18 protein-coding genes are annotated in these 19,240 nt (G+C 36.5%); 1 reads left to right on the top strand and 17 read right to left on the bottom strand.

What is annotated here, in order from left to right; genetic code table 11:
- Positions 1-4: 4 nt before the first annotated feature.
- Entirely contained in the window at positions 5-553 is a 549-nt protein-coding gene (locus MOQ65_RS03385) for a gamma carbonic anhydrase family protein (RefSeq protein WP_060924757.1), read from the top strand.
- Positions 554-721: 168 nt separating this feature from the next.
- Here MOQ65_RS03385 and MOQ65_RS03390 read toward each other — a convergent pair whose 3' ends face one another.
- The 17 genes from MOQ65_RS03390 to MOQ65_RS03470 all read right to left on the bottom strand — a co-directional run bounded on the left by MOQ65_RS03390 (position 722) and on the right by MOQ65_RS03470 (position 19,180).
- The gene (locus MOQ65_RS03390) at positions 722-1,960 is read right to left on the bottom strand and encodes a chloride channel protein (RefSeq protein WP_257846641.1); all 1,239 of its coding nucleotides are present in this window, start codon (positions 1,958-1,960) and stop codon (positions 722-724) included.
- A 2-nt stretch (positions 1,961-1,962) separates the two neighbouring features.
- The gene (nrdG, locus tag MOQ65_RS03395; RefSeq protein ID WP_257846643.1) at positions 1,963-2,460 is read right to left on the bottom strand and encodes an anaerobic ribonucleoside-triphosphate reductase activating protein; all 498 of its coding nucleotides are present in this window, start codon (positions 2,458-2,460) and stop codon (positions 1,963-1,965) included.
- A 143-nt stretch (positions 2,461-2,603) separates the two neighbouring features.
- Positions 2,604-4,754, bottom strand: coding sequence for an anaerobic ribonucleoside-triphosphate reductase (gene nrdD / locus MOQ65_RS03400; RefSeq protein ID WP_257846644.1), 2,151 nt, complete (start codon positions 4,752-4,754; stop codon positions 2,604-2,606).
- A gap of 243 nt (positions 4,755-4,997) precedes the next feature.
- Positions 4,998-5,801 (bottom strand): tyrosine-protein phosphatase, encoded by an 804-nt coding sequence (locus tag MOQ65_RS03405; protein WP_257846645.1) that lies wholly within the window; start codon positions 5,799-5,801, stop codon positions 4,998-5,000.
- A gap of 264 nt (positions 5,802-6,065) precedes the next feature.
- Positions 6,066-6,512 (bottom strand): VanZ family protein, encoded by a 447-nt coding sequence (locus tag MOQ65_RS03410; RefSeq protein ID WP_257846646.1) that lies wholly within the window; start codon positions 6,510-6,512, stop codon positions 6,066-6,068.
- Positions 6,513-6,548: 36 nt separating this feature from the next.
- Positions 6,549-7,715, bottom strand: a complete 1,167-nt coding sequence (locus MOQ65_RS03415) for a nucleotide sugar dehydrogenase (RefSeq protein ID WP_257846647.1) — start codon at positions 7,713-7,715, stop codon at positions 6,549-6,551.
- Positions 7,716-8,813, bottom strand: a complete 1,098-nt coding sequence (locus tag MOQ65_RS03420; RefSeq protein WP_257846648.1) for an NAD-dependent epimerase/dehydratase family protein — start codon at positions 8,811-8,813, stop codon at positions 7,716-7,718.
- A gap of 26 nt (positions 8,814-8,839) precedes the next feature.
- On the bottom strand, positions 8,840-10,291 hold the full coding sequence (locus MOQ65_RS03425) for a lipopolysaccharide biosynthesis protein (RefSeq protein WP_257846649.1): 1,452 nt from the start codon (positions 10,289-10,291) through the stop codon (positions 8,840-8,842).
- Positions 10,291-11,430 (bottom strand): CapA family protein, encoded by a 1,140-nt coding sequence (locus MOQ65_RS03430; protein ID WP_257846650.1) that lies wholly within the window; start codon positions 11,428-11,430, stop codon positions 10,291-10,293. Before MOQ65_RS03430 ends, MOQ65_RS03425 begins: the two co-directional genes overlap by 1 nt.
- Positions 11,408-12,340, bottom strand: a complete 933-nt coding sequence (locus MOQ65_RS03435; protein WP_257846651.1) for an ATP-grasp fold amidoligase family protein — start codon at positions 12,338-12,340, stop codon at positions 11,408-11,410. Before MOQ65_RS03435 ends, MOQ65_RS03430 begins: the two co-directional genes overlap by 23 nt.
- A complete protein-coding gene (locus MOQ65_RS03440) occupies positions 12,318-13,559 on the bottom strand; it encodes an O-antigen ligase family protein (protein WP_257846652.1) in 1,242 nt (413 codons plus the stop codon). The genes MOQ65_RS03435 and MOQ65_RS03440 overlap by 23 nt, the downstream gene beginning before the upstream one ends.
- A 19-nt stretch (positions 13,560-13,578) precedes the next feature.
- The gene (locus tag MOQ65_RS03445; protein WP_257846653.1) at positions 13,579-14,646 is read right to left on the bottom strand and encodes a glycosyltransferase; all 1,068 of its coding nucleotides are present in this window, start codon (positions 14,644-14,646) and stop codon (positions 13,579-13,581) included.
- Complete coding sequence (locus MOQ65_RS03450) at positions 14,643-15,692, bottom strand: NAD-dependent epimerase/dehydratase family protein (RefSeq protein WP_257846654.1); 1,050 nt, start codon at positions 15,690-15,692, stop codon at positions 14,643-14,645. Before MOQ65_RS03450 ends, MOQ65_RS03445 begins: the two co-directional genes overlap by 4 nt.
- On the bottom strand, positions 15,685-16,407 hold the full coding sequence (locus tag MOQ65_RS03455) for an IspD/TarI family cytidylyltransferase (protein ID WP_257846655.1): 723 nt from the start codon (positions 16,405-16,407) through the stop codon (positions 15,685-15,687). The genes MOQ65_RS03450 and MOQ65_RS03455 overlap by 8 nt, the downstream gene beginning before the upstream one ends.
- 9 nt (positions 16,408-16,416) lie before the next feature.
- Positions 16,417-17,283, bottom strand: a complete 867-nt coding sequence (locus MOQ65_RS03460; RefSeq protein ID WP_257846656.1) for a LicD family protein — start codon at positions 17,281-17,283, stop codon at positions 16,417-16,419.
- An 11-nt stretch (positions 17,284-17,294) separates the two neighbouring features.
- Complete coding sequence (locus MOQ65_RS03465; protein ID WP_308221085.1) at positions 17,295-17,981, bottom strand: sugar transferase; 687 nt, start codon at positions 17,979-17,981, stop codon at positions 17,295-17,297.
- Positions 17,975-19,180, bottom strand: a complete 1,206-nt coding sequence (locus MOQ65_RS03470; RefSeq protein ID WP_373027838.1) for a DegT/DnrJ/EryC1/StrS family aminotransferase — start codon at positions 19,178-19,180, stop codon at positions 17,975-17,977. The genes MOQ65_RS03465 and MOQ65_RS03470 overlap by 7 nt, the downstream gene beginning before the upstream one ends.
- Positions 19,181-19,240: the final 60 nt, after the last annotated feature.

Consider the following 19,240-nt stretch of genomic DNA (forward strand, 5'->3'; position numbering starts at 1 on the left):
CCATATGTTACCATTTCATGGAAAATATCCAAAATTAGATCCTAAAAGTTGCGTCATGCCCGGTGCAGAACTTGCTGGTGATGTAGAACTTAAAGAATATGCATCTATTTGGCAAAACTGTGCACTTCGTGGTGACGTAAACAAAATTGTAGTAGGTCGTTATTCTAATGTACAAGATAACTCTGTTTTGCATGTGGACGACGATAAAGCATGTATCTTAGGCGATTATGTAACAATCGGCCACGGTGCAATTGTTCATGCCAGCACAATCGAAGATAATGTTCTAGTAGGTATGGGAGCTATTGTGTTAAGCGGTTGTCATGTTGGATCTGGCTCCATTATCGCGGCTGGTGCAGTAGTAAAAGAAAATACTGTAATCCCTCCAAACTCCTTAGTAGTTGGTATTCCAGCCCGTGTTGTTCGCACAGACGAAACACAAATCGAACGCATTCACAATCAAGCTTTAAAATATAAACACTTGTGGACAATTGAATACGGTATGCTTCCTGATGCAGGTGGCGAGGAATACGATAAAAACGCCAAAATCGTATAAATGCATATACAAAAGTTACACAAATAGCAAAAGCGGATAGTTGATAAACAACTATCCGCTTTTATCTTTTATTGCAAACAGAACTTAGCTTTCAATATAACTAAATATAGCCTTATAAGTTAGTAGAATATCCAAAACTATACATTGATAAACACTCTAGTTCGAAAACTATTTACTCGTTTTTAATTTGGCCTGAATAATTTGTTCCACCATAAGTGCTGTGCCCATGGTCAACGCTATAGGGAAGAACATCTCTACGGAAAATCTAGTCAACTCAAGCATAAATACGCAAGATGTTATAGGCATCTTCTGTGCTAGTCCTAAAAATGCTACAGCACCGATAAAGGCAGCCATACCTAATGATATAGGAGCTACAGCAACAGACCAAAAAGTACCAAATACTATGGCTAACGTACTCCCCAACATCATAGATGGAGTAATACGCCCACCATAAGCTCCAGCTGCTAATGCAAGCAATACCGCTACCCACTTAGAACCAAATAATCCTAATGCATAAGTCCATGTAATATCATTAGTAAAGGTTAATTCGTTCCCAGCCTTACCATTCCCTAAAATTTCAGGGAAATACATAGCTAACGCACCAATAATTGTAAACGCAACGATAGATATTGGAATCATAACAGGACTGCTACGATGAATAGAAGGTAACTTACCTTGAGTAATATTAAATAAAACTACACCTAAAGCAACAATAGCGCCCAAGGCGATAGAGAATTCTACATAGTGACTACCCAAGCTAGGTTGAGCCATTGTATATTGAATAACATCCCCTACACCAGCTTGTCGAGTTACAAAAGTTGCCAATCCACAGCATATTAGTGCAGCACTCATGGCGCGTATATTCCAAGTAAGGAGCAAGGTTTCTAAGGTAAAGATTGCCGCCGATAATGGTGAATTATAAACTGCTGCTAAGCCCGCGCCTGCAGCACAAGCAATCAATAATTGACGATCTTCTTGTTTTATATCAAAGTGCTTAACTAAAAAAGTTGTAATCCCCGCACTTGCTTCACGAGGGGCTACTTCTCGCCCTAAAGGTGAACCTATAGCTACCGTAATAATTTGTAAGGTTGCATGTAAAACAGTAGTGATGGGATTCATATCCATCTTACCGGAAACGGCAGTTTTAATATCTACAACACCTTTACCATATCGGTGAATAAGAAACCAGCCCACACCACCTATGAGACCACAAATAATCAGTGGTATCAATCGTTCTACCGGGGATACTCGCGCTACAGCAGCACCAAAGCTCATATGATCTGCAGAAGAATAATTATATACAAAATGCTGAATACTATGCATTAAATGTGTATAAGAAGCCCCTACTAATCCCGCTATAAATCCAACAACAATTATGAGACCTATTAAACGTTTATCAAATGCCATACTTACTCCATTGCTAACACAACTTCACCAGTTTCTAATGTTTTCTTAACATCTATAATACGTTGATTAGATGAACCTCTAAATCGTAATGCTGGATCTTTAAGTTCATCTACAAATCGACCATCTACGAGGATATCAATTTCTTGTAATAAAGCACTTCGCAACTGATCCTCTAAAATATCATCTATTTCATACCCGGAATAGGCCCAAATTTTCTTTTCCGGTGCAGCCCCTCGTACAGCTCTTACTACAGGTAATAAACCTTGTACATTTTGGAAAGGCTCTCCACCCAATAAAGTTAAACCTGAGCAGTTAGGATTCTTAACATAAGAGACAACTAGATCTGTTTCAGCTTGTGTCCAAACTTTACCGGCATTAAAATCTTGATACTCTTCATTAAAACAGTTATAACAACAATGTGTGCATCCTGTTACGAATATAGATGTACGAATTCCTTCTCCATTGGCAATATCATATTGTCTTATTTGCCCATATCTCATAATTACCTCCATAGTAGTGCATATCAAATGATCAACACTATATAGATATATTTCAATTTTTCACATGTATAGTAAAAGCTGTGCCCTAGGCACAGCTTTTACCATGTATAGAATTATAATAATAACAGTGATGCTATCTATTATTAGATATGCATTACACGATCTTTGATTTCTTTCGTACGGCCTTCATTCCAGAAGTTCTCACCCAAATAACCACAAGTACGACGAATAACAGTTAATTTATCACGGTTTGTGTTATGGCAACGAGGACATTCCCACTCATTATTTTCATTGACCTTAATTTCACCATCAAAACCACATTCGTGACAGTAGTCAGACTTGGTATTAAATTCAGCATAAGAAATATGGTCATAAATATATTGAATCATAGTTAAAACGGCTGGAATATTATTAGTCATATTTGGAATTTCTGCATAGGAGATACAACCACCAGTTGACTTCTTTTGGAATTCAGATTCAAAATTAAACTTATCAAATACATTGATTTCTTCCCGTACATTTACGTGATAACTATTAGTATAATAGCCTTTATCAGTAATATCTTCAATTACACCAAAGCGAGCACGATCTAAAGAAGAGAATCGATTCGTTAAGCTTTCAGCAGGAGTACCGTATAAACCAAAGCCAAGATTATGTTTATCATGCCATAGGTTAATAGCATCGTTTAAACGATCCATAATTTTCATGGCAAATACACGGCCTTTTTCACCTGTATTGGATTCGCCTGTAATCAATCGAGTTGCTTCATAAATACCGATATAGCCAAGAGAAATCGTTGCATAACCACCAGTAAGGAAACGACCGATTTTTTCTCCTTTTTTAAGGCGCGCAATGGCACCATGTTGCCAGTGAATTGGAGACACATCGCTCACTACATCTTTCAAAAGATTGTAGCGTAATAACAATGCTTTTTCTGCTAATTCAAGACGTTTATCTAAAATTTCAAAATATTTTTCTTCACTACCACGAGCCAAAATGCCAATTTGTGGCAAGTTTAAGCTTACAACGCCCATGTTAAAGCGTCCATCAAATTTATAGTTTCCTTTTTCATCCTTCCAAGGAGATAAGAAAGAACGGCACCCCATTGGGCTAAATACATTCCCTTCATAGTTTTCCTTCATCTTCTTAGCGGAGATGTAATCTGGGTACATCCGTTTAGCAGTGCATTGTGCAGCGAGCTCAGTCAAGTAATAATATGGACTATCAGGCGTTACATTATGTTCATCAAGAACATAAATCAATTTAGGGAATGCCGGTGTAATATATACATCAGCTTCATTTTTTACACCTTTAATTCGTTGACGCAAAATCTCTTCTGTAATAAGAGCAGCTTCCTTAGCATATTCATAATCAGGTTTAAAATACATGAACAACGTAACAAATGGAGACTGACCATTTGTAGTCATCAATGTATTGATTTGATACTGGATAGTTTGAATACCATCCTTAACCTCTTTACGTGTACGTTTCCATGCGATTTCACGAGCCTTTTCCATATTTGGCTCCATACCGTAAATCTCAACTTGTTCTTCAATAACATTGTTAAGAATCTTTTCGTAAGACTTACGTACAAATGGTGCCAAAATGCGATCAATGCCATTAATACTTTGACCGCCATATTGCCCAGATGCAACTTGAGCAATAATTTGTGTTGTCACTGTACATGCAACCTGGAAAGACTTAGGTGTATCAATCTTCTTGCCATTGATAACTGTACCATTTGTAAGCATATCTTCCAAATTGATTAAGCAACAGTTAAACATAGGCTGGATAATGTAATCCATATCATGGAAATGGATGGCCCCACTATCATGGGCCTCTAAAATATCTGTAGGAATTAATTTACGACGCGCGATATCCTTAGATACTTCACCGGCAATTAAATCACGTTGTGTAGATACAATCGCAGCATCCTTATTAGAGTTTTCGTCGAGAACGCTAACATTACTACGGTCTAATAAACCAATCACATCATCATCTGTAGTATTTTGACGACGTTTAAAAGCTTGCACAGCTTTGTAACCTTCGTAGGCACGTGCCGTTGCAGGATTATGATACTCAATCAACTTATAATACACTTGATCTTCAATAGCATAAATTGTCATGTCCTTTTGGAGCTTTGTAGCATATTCTTCAATTTCATCAGCAATACGCTGTGCCAACCCCTCTTCGTACAACCCTGTACTGCTATGCTCGGCTTTTTCTATAGCCAAAGCAATTTTGTTTTTGTCGAAAGGTACCTTTGTACCATCCCGTTTAATGACCTGCAACATATTGGCAACCTCCCCATTTTGTTACCGCTGAAATATATGTTATGACAAAGAAAAAAGTATGGTATACCATACTTTTATAAATTTATATGTAAAAACGTAAAGAATTATTAGTAAATTCTCTATTTTTACTGCTAACTCAGTATACTATATATGGTGGTTGTTTTCAAGAACAAATACAATATAAAGTAAAAATAGGTTCTTTTAGCCATGCCAATACAGCATGAATAAAAGAACCTATATAAATTATAATGTAAAACCAAATAGACGAGTCAAAAAATTAGACTTTTGACCCACCCAACTAGACGGAACAGTTGGATAGAATGTGCGATCTGCTAAAAGATCACGCTCATTGAGATGAATATTTGGCAACAAATCTTTTTTGTATGTACTATCTAATTTAGAAATAGCTTCTACGTAGCCTTGATGTGCTTGTACATCACTTTCATTACAGTAACCAGTACCAAAGAAGTGAATTAAACCATTGCGATATAACTCAATAGCTCTATGATAGTTAGCATTGCTATGATTAAAGGAAGCCATATTACATTGAATTAAAATCCCTTTATCTACCCATTCCAACAATTGCTCTGGTTTAGTAAACAATTGACGATGTGTCTCTACTTCACTAATAATAGGAACAATGCCCATATCTAGTAAGCTTAGCAACCATGCATTAATATGGTGAACTTTACTATTTTCAGGTAATGCTACTAACATAAAATGGCTATTACCCAACAAATACTGATTGCGCTGAGTAACGATATATTCAACCATTTCATCACAAAGTAAAACGCGAGCACCACTGTGAATAGTAACATCCACTTGTTGCTCCCCTACTGCAAGTTTTACATCATTCAATGTTGTTTCCATTTCATCCCATGTATTCATATCCATAGATACTGTTACATCAGGTGTACTAAAAATATCTGTAATTCCTTGTTCAGCCAAGGATTTTATCATTTTTACTGATTCTGCCATTGTTTGTGGCCCTTGAGGCCCTAACACAGCTGGCAAAATGCAACCATGTAAGTCAACCACGCGATTCATATTCTTTCCCTTCTACTTACGATAATCCCTTACAGAATTCGTCCTCTTTATAAAGTTCATGTTTATCTCATTTATTTTTCATTTTCTATTCATGATTATATCAAGGGAAAATTGGCTTGTACAGTGGTTTTTATATAAAAATAGATAAATTATAATATGCTCATTTAATATATTTTTTATATTTTCATCTCGTCTTCATTAAAAATACCTCATAATCACTAAGATTATGAGGTATTTTCCACTCATTTGTATATTATTAACAATTTAATTTTTAAATGTACTTCGTCTATACCTGATGTAATGGACTAGCTTTGCTACTAGAATACCAATAACAACACCAACAGTATCAATCAAAATATCTGAGATCTGAGAGCTACGGCCTGGTGAAAATCTTTGTATAAATTCATCAAGACTAGCTATCAACATTCCTAAACCTATAGTCTTAATTACGGTACCATATGTAATATATCGACGTAGAATCGTATATAAAACACCACCAAGAATTGTAAACTCTGTGAGATGTGCTAATTTTCGAACAATCCTATTTAAGGTCCATATATTTCCATGAAAGCCTAATTTATTTGCTATAGGAGTCAAAGTCTCTGCAAAAAGTAAACTAAATCCATCTGATGATCCACCATTCTGCATCGAATTATCCCATATAAAAAATACTATTAGCCCTAACAGGATATATAGTATCCAACGTTTCATACTACTCTCCTAAACGCCACAATACATATACTCACATTAATCGCGGTCAAAAATGTCTCTTGTGTAAACTTTATCCTTCACATCTTCTAAACTATTATCCCAACGGTTAGCTACTATGACATCACTAACACGTTTAAAGTCTTCAAAGTTACGAATCACAGGGGAATTAAAGAAGTCTTCTGCATCAAGAGTCGGTTCATAAACAACTACTGCAATCCCCTTCGCTTTAATTCGTTTCATTACACCTTGAATTGCAGATGCTCTAAAATTATCAGAATTCATTTTCATCGTCAAGCGATAAATACCAACAATTTTAGGATTCTTCCCTATAATAACATCTGCAACATGATCTTTACGAGTTCTATTAGCATCTACAATAGCAGAGATTAAATTTTGTGGAACATCATTATAGTTAGCTAATAATTGCTTAGTATCTTTTGGCAAACAATACCCACCATAACCAAAGGATGGATTATTATAGAAGTCTCCAATACGAGGATCTAAACAAACACCATTAATAATTTGACTTGTACTAAGGCCACGAACCTCAGCATAAGAATCCAACTCATTAAAGTATGCAACGCGCAAAGCTAAATACGTATTAGCAAATAATTTAATCGCTTCTGCTTCCGTAGAATCTGTATATAATTGAGGTACATGTTCCTTAATAGCACCATCAGCTAAGAGTTGTCCAAAACGGCGGGCCCGTTCAGAGTCTTCCCCTACTACAATACGGGAAGGATGTAAATTATCATATAAAGCTTTACCTTCGCGTAAGAACTCTGGAGAGAAAATTAAGTTCTCCGTGTCGAATTCTTTACGCATTTGAGCTGTATACCCAACTGGTACTGTTGACTTGATAACCATAACAGCATCTGGATTGATATCTAATACTGTTTTGATAACTTGCTCTACAGAAGATGTGTCAAAGAAATTCTTTTGAGGATCATAATTAGTAGGGGTTGAAATAATAACATAATCAGCACCTGTAAAAGCCTCTACAGGATCCAAGGTAGCTTTAAAGTTTATTTTTTTAGTAGCCAAATACTCTTGCAATTCTGCATCTACAATAGGTGACTCTTTGCGATTTAACATTTCTACCTTTTCAGGAATAATATCGAGGGCTACTACTTCATTATGTTGTGCTAATAAAACACCATTTGAAAGGCCTACATAGCCGGTCCCAGCAATTGCAATCTTCATTTATTTGCCCTCCGTCATATAAAACTCTTTATACCATATAGCAAATTTCCGTAACCCTTCGCGTAAAGATGTATTCGGTTTGAATCCAAAATCTTCTTCTAGAGCACTTGTATCTGCATAAGTGACAGGTACATCACCGGGTTGCATAGCTACTAATTCTTTATGGTTTTCAAAATTGTAATCTTCTGGTAATACACCAGCAGAAACCAATTCCTCTGAAAGAATACGTACAAAATCGAGGAGATTTTCAGGATGACTATTACCAATGTTATAAATAGCATATGGTGGTACTGGCAATCCATCAGCTCCGTTACGACGCTCTGGTGCTGCACACATAACCTTAGATACGCCTTCTACAATATCATCGATATAGGTAAAGTCACGTTTACAATTACCATAGTTAAAGATTTTTATGGTACCGCCACTACGCAATGTATTAGTAAAACCAAAGTATGCCATATCAGGACGCCCTGCAGGACCATATACAGTGAAGAAACGAAGTCCTGTACTAGGAATGTTATATAACTTGGCATAAGAATAAGCCAATAATTCATTTGATTTTTTTGTAGCCGCATAAAGAGATACGGGATTATCTACTTTATGATCTGTAGAGTATGGAATTTGTTTATTCGCTCCATATACAGAAGACGATGATGCATAAACTAAATGCTCTACTCCACTTCCACCGTTATCATAAGAATGACGACAAGCCTCTAATATATTGTAAAAACCAATAATATTAGACTCAATATAAGCATCAGGATTCGTAATAGAATAACGTACACCCGCCTGTGCTGCTAAATTAACAACAACACGTGGTTTATAGGTAGAGAAAATTTCTTCAATAAAGGCCTTATCTGCAATATTCCCTTTTTTTAATATCCACGTATTTTTATTATCTTTGCTCATCTCATCAATTTGTTGCAATCGATAATCTTTTAAGGCCACGTCATAGTAATCATTAACAGAATCTATGCCGATAATTTGAGTTCCTTCTGCTTCAGATAACAGGGACATAACAAGATTAGCCCCTACAAATCCAGCGGCTCCCGTTACTAGGATCACCGTGTTGTTTAAGTCTACATTTTTTGAAAGCATATGTACTCCTTTCATAGTTCTGTTAATTATGAGCGTCTTACTTTACTTAATAATTTATCAACGCCAGAAGTGATAATAGTGCGCTCAGATGGTATGAGATATAAGATAACCACATACAATACAACGCATAAAATCATACAAGCTATAGTCCACCATACCGCATCATATAAATGTAAAATACTATATGCAAGAGTACCAACAATAGATGCCGTAATTAGATATACACCTATATTAGTAATCACCCGAAGGGCACTCATATGTATAAATAATGCTAAGAAAATCATGGCAACCATTAACATTTCCATGCGTACTATTGAACGAGCATAGACAAATGTACTAAAGTCATACTGAATACAAATATAAATTACCGGTATTAATACAACTAAATGTAATATTTGAGTCCAGAATGATAAATTAGGAACTCCTTTTGCACGGAATACTTCAGAGATCAAATTCGCTGTTACTGTCATAATAGCGGAACTCAAGGCCCAAGATCCCAATACAATACCTGCTAACTTCCATTGTGGTCCCAATAAGAGATCAACAACAAAGTCTTGGAATACAAACAAGCCTATCCCTATAGGTACTAAAAAAAGAGCCATATAGCGTTGGAAGGTAAAGAATGTATTGGAAAATGCCTGTTCATCCTGTTGAACTCGACTTAAAGCGGCAAATAATACAGGCGCTAAAGATGAAGTAGCCATAGCCATGACAGTTGTAACAATAGCCATAGGCATTTTGTATATCCCTAAATAATAGGCATCCAAAAAGCGACTAATAATGAAGGTATCCACCCATGCGGTAAGCCAAATAGAAAATGCTTCAGCCAATGACCATGCACTATAACTAAACATATTCATAAAGACTCGAGAACTAAAGTAGAGATGGATTTGATTTTTCCTACTCTTCAATAAGGCCAAAGCCGTAAATAACTGAGCCCCTAACATACCAGCGATTAAAGACCAATAGTCATATCCCATGAGCGCCATAGGTATGGATATCAATATAGGAGTCAGAATTGTGATGAGCCGAATGTTAAGTAGAAACTTAAAGTTAAAATCCCGTCTATACAAGGCCATTTGTACACTACTGAAAGCAGAGAGCGGAATCATGGCCCCCATTATGGCCAATGGTATGCCTAAGCCATCATTTCCAACTAATACGGCCAATTCATCACGACCGACTATAATAGCCCCCCACAAGAGTAAAGAAAGAACTAAGTTGGCAATAAAAGCTACATCTGTAGCCTCCTGTTTTTCTTTATCACTTTGAAACTCATGCTGTACAAGAAATTTTTGGAATCCCGCATCAGCTAGCATTTCTGCAAAGGATATAACCATCATAATTGTTGCCAATATCCCAAATGCCGTAGGTGCTAGCATATGGGCCAATATTATATTTGTTAGTGGTGTAATAAGCTTTGCTAAAACCTCTGTTATAACAGACCATTTAGCAGCAGCTACTATTTTTGTATCCATTATTTTTTATTGATATTCTTAATGCCCCGCAAGAATAATTCATGGTGAGCTTCACATTCCAAGTAATTTTGAATTGCTAAATAACTTGTTTTTCCTAAAATAAGTTGTATTAATTTTCGTCCAAATAATCCATTTATTGCGCGGATAATAAAAGATCTACCTAAAAATTCACGCAAATATCGCTTTACATGAGTATCAGCAAAATCCTTATATGCTTGAGCTACAAAATGAGCATCTCTAATGTTTTCACTTCGCTTTTTATATTCCGTCAATGTTTCAATAGCTTCTGATTCAGTAGCCAAACGAGTTCCTTTTTCAGTACTACGAATTGGCACTTCAGAGACAATAAAGCTATCTTTTGATGCCTCTACACTGATTAATAAGGAATCTTTTACAAACTCCTTATGATGTATATAGGATTCGGAGTTAAAGATAAAGTTACCTTGGCCATAAATAATAGTCCCCTTACCATAGTCCTCACGAGAACCTATACAATGACTATGTTGGCAAATTACAAGGTCTGCCCCTTTATCAACAAATTTTCTACAATATCTTTGTAACATTGGCGATGGATAGCGATAAAACTCCTTCCCACCATGATATAGGACGATAACATAATCACAAGTTTTCTTTAAAGCTTCTACATCATCAAAGCTCTCTAATACATCAAATGGATTAGCCCCCATTGTATGACAAGAAGCAACGGTAAACTCATGTTCTGCACATAGGTAAAATCCTATACGTATACCTTCTTTTTCAAAGATAAATGGCTTTTTAGCTGCTTTTACATTAGCACCAGCACCTGCATTTTTAATATCATGCTTTTTTAATAACTCCAGTGTAGTAGTTAATCCTTCTACACCATGATCTAAGGAGTGATTATTAGCCAATGTTAAAAATATAGGTTCTAAAGCCTTATAACCATAGATTGTTTTTGTAGGAGACTTTAAATTATTACCAAATTTATTAATCGGAGTAGATGCATCTGTTAAAGGCACCTCTAAATTAAATACATTTAAATCAGATTCCTTTAGAAGTCCCAGTAACTCCTTACCAACCAAAGCCTCTCCATTACCAGATTCAAATAATTTTCTATTTATATCCGTTGGGACAAAATCAGCCCCGATGTACAGTTTCAAGGTGTAACCACTCTCCCAATTCATAATCTTTTGTCATAGGACGAAACTTTTCTAATCCTGCACCGGGGAAGAACGTTAACTCTCCAATATAAAGTCGTCCCTTTATTTCATAGAAATCAACACGTAAAAATGGGCAGTCTTTACTAAGTTCAGCAGCCAATCTTAGCATTTCTTCATATGTTTCAGGCCTTGTAAACTCAGTTGATACCGGCGGATAATGGCCAAAATGAATGCCCATAGGTTTCCAATCGATATCGTAAAAATTCATACGCGTTCCTGTTTTAGAAAAGCGGTTAGAACATACTACAGTCAACTTTGGTTTACCATGAAAACAATACATTTTATAATCTAAGATTTCATTGCTACCTAGCTCAGATAAATATTCCTCTGCTATAATCCGACGAGGAACATCTTTATAAGGCCACTCTCTGGCTATACGCGAATAATCCCGTTGTAAGGATGCACTTAATTTAGCTTTAGCGGCTTCTCGATCAAGGGATGACTTATCTTTACAAATAACGATGCCCCCACTATCATGTGTACATTTCAAAACAAATTGATTAGGTAATGCATCAAAGTCTATACCCTCTACAGAATCCCAAACAGCAAGTGTGCGAATTATATATTGTTCACCCACCCGTTGAGCAATAAAGTTCTTAGCTTCATGTTTATCAACCATTACAGTTTGTATAGGGTCTCTGTAATTAACCTTTAGCCATTGTAACTTTTCACTGAAGGTTTTAGGATTCTCTAAATCTAGAGGATAGCCCATGTATTTTGGGAATACTTTCTTTAAAAACTCTTCATCAGATAAAGAATCATAATAACCTAATTTGATTAATACTCTTGTGCGATAGTAAGGTTTTGTTAAAAAGGACATGCCAACTTTACATAACTTGCTGAGCTTCATTTTTACGTCCTTTCCGGAGCAATTGCACCTCTAAATAAAACATCATCATATAAAAATATGTACTCTTACTTTCATAAGACACCATCCCCATATCCATGACGATTTGAGAAAGGAATAAAATGAGCACCATTACGTATTCATTGCTATGAAAATTTCGATAACGAATTAAGTTATAAGCTATATACACATACATTGAGTAATACGCCAATAAGCCGATTATCCCTGTACCCGCTAATAGTTCAATATAATTATTATGTAAATAATAATTCTCTTTACCATATAAAAAATAGGTAAGTACAGATGGATTATTTACCCCCACCCCAGTGATGGGCGATTGATAAAATAAATCCCACCCTATATCAACCAAGGCTAAACGAATAATGGTAGATGAATCACCACCAGTACCGGAGAAAGCATCCACCATACTCGACATACGATCCAGAACCTCTGAAAACATAGGTAATTGTAAAACTGCAATACCAATGATAGTAAGAGCTAACAATGACCCAATAATCTTAGCAATAGAATTTACTACATTGGCACTACGTAAACTTTTAAATACAAATAGCAATACTGTACCAACAACAACAAATACTAAAGCTTTACGACTACCAGTAGCTGCTAGAATACCCAATGTAGGTAAGGCTATAATATTCCACCAACGAGGTCGATCGTATAACATGTAATACAATGTCATAACGATAGCATTGGCACCTAATAAACCTACAGTATTCGCATTTAATGCATCATTAGCAATTCGAGCAGATGAAGACAAAACAGTAATAAAATAATCTAAACCATAGAAATATACAGTATAAAAACAAACTATATAACCAGTCCACATGCCAATCTTTAATAATGTGTCTACTGATTTTTTATCTTGATAGCACATATATAGAATGATAAGCATAAAGAATATCTTGACGATATCAAAGCTTCGACTGAGTGCTACAGATGGCTCTATAGCATTAATAGTACTTAGATAACAGGCCCCAATAAAGAGGAGCATATAACCATGCATCCAGGTAAGCCTAAATTTTATAACTCCCTGCTCTCGTATGAGATAAAAAATAATAAGTCCAAATAGGCATACAAATAATACATAGGCACCATAATTCGCATCGCCAAGGGCAAAGGAAATGGTCAACGACAACACTAAAAAAATTAGAGTTATGAACCATATCATGCGGTCAGCAATAGCCGTTATATTTAACTTCAATGGTTCTCCTCCTTACAACTCATAAAACATCTAACCAACGTTTAGCAATTTTACATAGTGGGAATTTATCACGCACCTTGATAGCTTCCTGTGAAAGTTTTGCTGCTAATGCAGGGTCTTTCAGAATACTACGCATAGCTTCATACATGGCCTTTGTATCTCCTACAGGTACCAAGATTCCATTTTCTCCACTATTTATTACCATACGAGCACCACCTACTGGACAGTCTGTAACTACAGCAGGCAAGCCCATGCCAAGTGCTTCTAACATAGAGTTTGAAATACCTTCAAAATCAGATGATGAAACATACATAGAACAAGGTGCAACCTTCTCTAAAATATTACTAGCAAAGCCAGGTAATAAAATACGATTCTCTAAATTGAGCACTTTAATTTGAGCACGTAGTTCATCCTCTAAAACACCTTGGCCATAAATGACAAGTTTATACTCTGGAAACTCATCTGCCAGCATACTAAAAGCATTAATCATCATAGGCAAATTCTTTTGAGGATGTAATCGACAGGCCGTAACAATTGTCTTCTCACGTTCCCCTTCTATTGGTGGTGGCAGTTTACCATTAATAGGATTTGGAATGATAACACCACGCTTTTGTACAGATTCAGGGAAATATGAACGAGCATCCTCAGTTTGGAATACTAACGCATCAGCAAATCTAAAGGCAAAATTACGCAACGCTTGTTGATGCCAACCAATAGGCACCTTGCGCGGATTATTTCGCTCCGAAAAGACGATGCGATTCTTCACAAACCAAGAGCTAATGGCAAGAATAAAGCTCGATGCCGACAAAAACGATAAGCATGTTGCGTTAGGTCTTGTCTTCAAAATCTTGATCAGCTCTTTAATTTCCTGAATAAAGCGAATTACTTTATTAGAGCTTGTAGTATGAATCTGAATTTGTTCAATACCTTCCTCTAAAGCATATTCATTACCATAACGATTAGGGCTTGTTTGGATAACCGTAATATGGTGACCATCATGCACCCATTGACGAGCTAACTCTGTTAAAATTCGTTCAGCTCCATCATTACCAAGGGAGATGGTAACAATGATTATTTCCTTTTTCATAGGCCTTCCTCTTGGATATATTCTGCAAGTCTCACATAAGCCTGCGCCATTGTTACCTTAGGCTTCCATCCTAAGGACTTTAATTTTTTTGAACTCAAGAACATGTGCACTGTCGGCGCATAGCCTAGGCCTTGTACATTTTCGGGAATATCAAAAATGACTTCACTCTTATCATGACTTACATGGGTTGCTACTAAATGAGCAATACTAGCTATAGAGCGAGTTTCTTCATCATGACATATATTGTACGCTTCTCCAGGTTCTCCGTTCTTCATGAGGGTTAAGATACCTGTTAATGCATCCGTAATGTAGCAATAATTAGACATAGAATCGCCCTTTGTATGAAGTACAATATTTTCATTTTTCAGAGCACTTTTAGTGAATTGCATAAACACGCGATTATCTGAAACAGGAACACCAGGTCCAAAAGTTTGAGCCAATCTAGCTATAACAGATGGAACGCCAAATTCTACGGCATACGATTTACAATAACACTCACATAATCTTTTACTTTCAGAATAAGAGCTACGCACATTTAAGTGATCTAAATATCCTAATCGCTCTTCAGTCATCACCTGTCCCGATTCATAAGGAACACCATACTGTTCCATGCTCGATAGGTATACAAGTTTCTTTACCGTTTTATGACGGCCTAGTTCAAGCATAGCTTCCGTACCATGAATCGAAGTACGAATCGTTTCTACAGGATGCTCCATAAAGAACTTAGATTGTGTTGGTGCTGCACCATGTAAGATATAGTCACAAGGCACATCAATAGATTCTAAAGAACCATCGATAAGTGTAATAGAATCATTATCTAAATAATCACCTAGAATAGCCTGTGCTTTGTCATGACTACGTACGTGACCTATTACCTGTATATCTAGACCATACGCTTCATTAGCAAGTATAAGCAGTTTTATAAACATAGAGCCAATGAGTCCCGTCGCACCTGTCACAAGAATGCGTTGATGGCGGAGGAAATCAAAGTGCTTTTTATCTTGTAGTAAAGCTGCTAACTCGCGTTTAATAACGGAATTACTCATCTTGTAATCCTCCTAATTCACGGTTCTTAATAATACCTGTGAACATATAATAATCAGATGGTGTCGTAATTTTTATATTTTCTGTCTCCCCTAATACTGGATACAAGGTGTATCCATAATGCATCATCATGGACGCAGAATCGATAAAATCATGGATACCTTCTGCTTTTGCTCGATCATGAACCGATAGAATATCGTCTAGTTTAAAGCTTTGAGGTGCTTTTGCCATAAGGCATTCACTACGATTTAAAATTCGGTTTATAGAGCCATTATCTGTAACCATAACGGTTTCAATAGCAGGTGTAACCGTAATAGCAGAACCCTTTGTTTCTACAGATTCAATATTTCTCTCTATTGTTGCCTTATCCACAAGTGGCCTAACACCATCGTGAATCAATACGGTAACCTCTTCATTAGGAAATAATCGTTTTGCCTCTGTCAATCCATTATATTGAGAGTCTAAAGCACTGTCTCCACCTGGAACAATGGATACAATTTTTTGTAAACCAGCCTCTTTGATGAGGTTTTTAGTATGATCAATCCACTCTGCTTTGCAAGCTAAAACAATACCGTCAATAGAGTCGGTTTGTTCAAACACATCTAAAGTTTGAATCAAAATAGGTCTACCGTTCCATTCTAGAAACTGTTTTGGCGTCTTGCTGTTATTCATTCGAGCACCTACGCCACCCGCAAAGATTACTGCTATTCGTTTCATAGGCCCTCCTTAAGGTTGAGCTTCGTTCTTGGCATAATGTATGCCTCTATACTCCTTATAAGGTGTATGTAAATCAGCAAACACAGCATCATGTTTTGCTACACGCTGTTCTACTGGTGGTAATTGCATATAGTCGCCCCAAATAAGACGTAAATATCTTTCATACCCTTTCATAACAGGTATCTGATGACCTTCAAAGTCTTTATATACAACAGAATCAAAGTCTTCTCGAGGATGACGCAACTTCATGCCTTTTAAACTACCAATTAACTCAGTACACTCCTTGCTCGTATTGAAATCATATTTGGTCATTTGCTTTTCTGCAAAACGCCATATATAGTAACGTAACGACTGACTAGAAAATACCTTGTAAATACAGCCTGCTAATGCACGATACATCGGTCCTTTATTATCCGGTAAACGTTGTGCATTAAAAAGTGCAAAGGTCATAGCCCACATAAGTTGTAAAGTACGGCTAATTTTCCCTGGAGCACAACCATCAATAGGCATAATTTCAAGAGCTAAACCATGACAAATATCTTCATGCATACTATGGCGATTAATAAATGTCGTGTTGTTATCTCGAATAGAAGCACCCGCATCATGATAAATATGATTTCGATCAGTTCGACAATAGGTGTACCGTTCTGTATCTGCATATTTAGGCCATAATTCAGCTAATTTTTCATAATCGGGACGTGGCATAAATAAATCTAAATCGTCATCCCAAGGGATAAAGCCATTATGACGTATTACCCCAATGAGGCCACCGCCACAGAGATAAAAGCGCAAATTATGTTTGTCACAAAACTCTTTAAAGTACAGCAACATACTAAGCTCTTTTTCTTGTATTTCCTTTGTCATAGATGTACTCATAGGGACCTCTTTCAACGTAAAACCGCTAGTACTGTGTCAACCATCGTTTTAATATCTTGTAAAAATGAAAACTCTTTAATACTCTTTAAGTTCCAAGCCATCTTGCCTGGTAATACCTCATTGATGTAAACTTCATCTACATTTTTAGCATTTTGTAAAAGTTGATCTTCATCTTTATAGGCAATACTTGCCACACTAGTTACACCAGCTGGCAATAATAAAGTCGCCTTCATTTCATTGGTGTAGGCCGCCACATAGCGAGGCACCTCTGGTCTTGTACCAACAAAACTCATATCTCCTAAAAGGATATTGATTAGCTGAGGCAATTCATCAAGACGACAACTACGAAGCATATTTCCTACCTTGGTAACCCTCATATCATTTTGTGATGTTACTTGAGCACCTAATGATTCCGCATTTTTTACCATAGTACGAAATTTATAAATACCAAAGGTACGACCATATTGCGTCACCCGTGTTTGACGAAAGAACACCTCTCCTTCGCTATCCCGTTTAATCATAATGGCTAACACAAGAAATACAGGGCTCAATATAATGAGCATCCCCGCGGCCATAAGGCGGTCAAAAATACTTTTACATAAAAGGCTCCCACGCTTTTGATTTAACAATTCAAAATAAGGACGCACAGCTTCACACTGCAGCTCTTTTGGGAGATCGTGAAAGTTTTTTACTAGCATTCGGTAATAATCCTTTTAAATGTTTCAATAGTATATTGCACTTCTTCATCTGTTAACAATGTATGAAGTGGCAATGTAATTTCATTTTTAAATTGATTATAAGCATGTGGATAGTCATCGATGGTAAATCCTAAGTTCTTATAAGCTGTATGCATTGGAATTGGCTTATAGTGAACATTGGTTGCAATACCCGCTTCAGCCATAGCTTCAATTACCTTATTACGGTATTCAGCATCTTGACCATCTAATCGTACTAAATATAAGTGGCCACTACTTTGATGCTCATCAGTATAATGATGTAACAATGTAACAGGTAAATCTTTAAAACCTGCATCATAAGCTGCGATGATTTCTTTACGACGTGCTAACAGTTTTGGGTATCTTTCAAATTGAGCCAAACCAATAGCCGCCATAATATCCGTCATATTACATTTATAATATGTACCCTTAATATCGTATTCCCATGCACCAGCCTTTGTCTTAGCAAGGGCGTCCTTATCTTGTCCATGCAAAGATAATAATTGGAATTGCTTATAGATGACCTCATCATCAATACCATCTATATGTCGCCATGTAGCACAGCCCCCTTCGGCTGTGGTAAAGTTCTTTACTGCGTGGAAGGAAAAACTACTAAAATCAGCTACATTACCAGTTGGTATACCTTTGTATGAAGCACCAAAGGAATGGGCACAGTCCGCTACGATAGGAATATGTGCCAATGCTTTTTGAATATCATTGGCAGGTGTAAATAGCGATTTCTTTTCGTTTACAATAGAGCGTAAACGGTCATAATCACAAGGCACCCCTGCAATATCTACAGGAATGATTGCCTTTGTTTTTGGAGTAATAGCACGAGCCACTGCATCATAATCCATTTCAAATGAATCTTTTTGGGTATCTACAATAACTAGTGTAGCCCCTACATGAACAACAGGACTTGCACTAGCAGTATAAGAATAGGCACTGGTAATAACTTCATCGCCAGGTCCAATACCTAATACACGAAGAGACATTTCAAGCGCCGCGGTAGCAGAGTTTAAACAAACAGCTTTAGGTGTACCTAATTGTGCCGCAATCTTTTTTTCCAATTCTTTAGTACGCGGTCCAGTTGTAATCCAACCACTCTTTAAGGCTTCAACAACTTCATTGATTTCTAACTCTGTAATATCAGGAGGGGAAAAATTAATTTTCATATACATCACCTCATTACTTTCTGTACCTTATGGATACGCTTGATTTATCTAATGGAATATATATTA

The organism is Veillonella faecalis (genome assembly GCF_024677885.1).
Classification (GTDB): Bacteria; Bacillota; Negativicutes; order Veillonellales; family Veillonellaceae; genus Veillonella; species Veillonella nakazawae.

Excerpts from the sequence above, each read along its gene's own strand:
- MOQ65_RS03435 (WP_257846651.1), bottom strand. The coding sequence starts at position 12,340 with ATGAAGCTCAGCAAGTTATGTAAAGTTGGCATGTCCTTTTTAACAAAA.
- MOQ65_RS03465 (WP_308221085.1), bottom strand. The coding sequence starts at position 17,981 with ATGCTAGTAAAAAACTTTCACGATCTCCCAAAAGAGCTGCAGTGTGAA.
- MOQ65_RS03415 (WP_257846647.1), bottom strand. The coding sequence starts at position 7,715 with ATGAAGATTGCAATTGCTGGGACCGGCTATGTAGGCCTTTCAAATGGT.
- MOQ65_RS03405 (WP_257846645.1), bottom strand. The coding sequence starts at position 5,801 with ATGAATCGCGTGGTTGACTTACATGGTTGCATTTTGCCAGCTGTGTTA.
- MOQ65_RS03390 (WP_257846641.1), bottom strand. The coding sequence starts at position 1,960 with ATGGCATTTGATAAACGTTTAATAGGTCTCATAATTGTTGTTGGATTT.
- MOQ65_RS03385 (WP_060924757.1), top strand. The coding sequence starts at position 5 with ATGTTACCATTTCATGGAAAATATCCAAAATTAGATCCTAAAAGTTGC.
- nrdG (WP_257846643.1), bottom strand. The coding sequence starts at position 2,460 with ATGAGATATGGGCAAATAAGACAATATGATATTGCCAATGGAGAAGGA.
- MOQ65_RS03425 (WP_257846649.1), bottom strand. The coding sequence starts at position 10,291 with ATGGATACAAAAATAGTAGCTGCTGCTAAATGGTCTGTTATAACAGAG.
- MOQ65_RS03420 (WP_257846648.1), bottom strand. The coding sequence starts at position 8,813 with ATGCTTTCAAAAAATGTAGACTTAAACAACACGGTGATCCTAGTAACG.
- nrdD (WP_257846644.1), bottom strand. The coding sequence starts at position 4,754 with ATGTTGCAGGTCATTAAACGGGATGGTACAAAGGTACCTTTCGACAAA.
- MOQ65_RS03470 (WP_373027838.1), bottom strand. The coding sequence starts at position 19,180 with ATGTATATGAAAATTAATTTTTCCCCTCCTGATATTACAGAGTTAGAA.
- MOQ65_RS03460 (WP_257846656.1), bottom strand. The coding sequence starts at position 17,283 with ATGAGTACATCTATGACAAAGGAAATACAAGAAAAAGAGCTTAGTATG.
- MOQ65_RS03445 (WP_257846653.1), bottom strand. The coding sequence starts at position 14,646 with ATGAAAAAGGAAATAATCATTGTTACCATCTCCCTTGGTAATGATGGA.
- MOQ65_RS03455 (WP_257846655.1), bottom strand. The coding sequence starts at position 16,407 with ATGAAACGAATAGCAGTAATCTTTGCGGGTGGCGTAGGTGCTCGAATG.
- MOQ65_RS03410 (WP_257846646.1), bottom strand. The coding sequence starts at position 6,512 with ATGAAACGTTGGATACTATATATCCTGTTAGGGCTAATAGTATTTTTT.
- MOQ65_RS03450 (WP_257846654.1), bottom strand. The coding sequence starts at position 15,692 with ATGAGTAATTCCGTTATTAAACGCGAGTTAGCAGCTTTACTACAAGAT.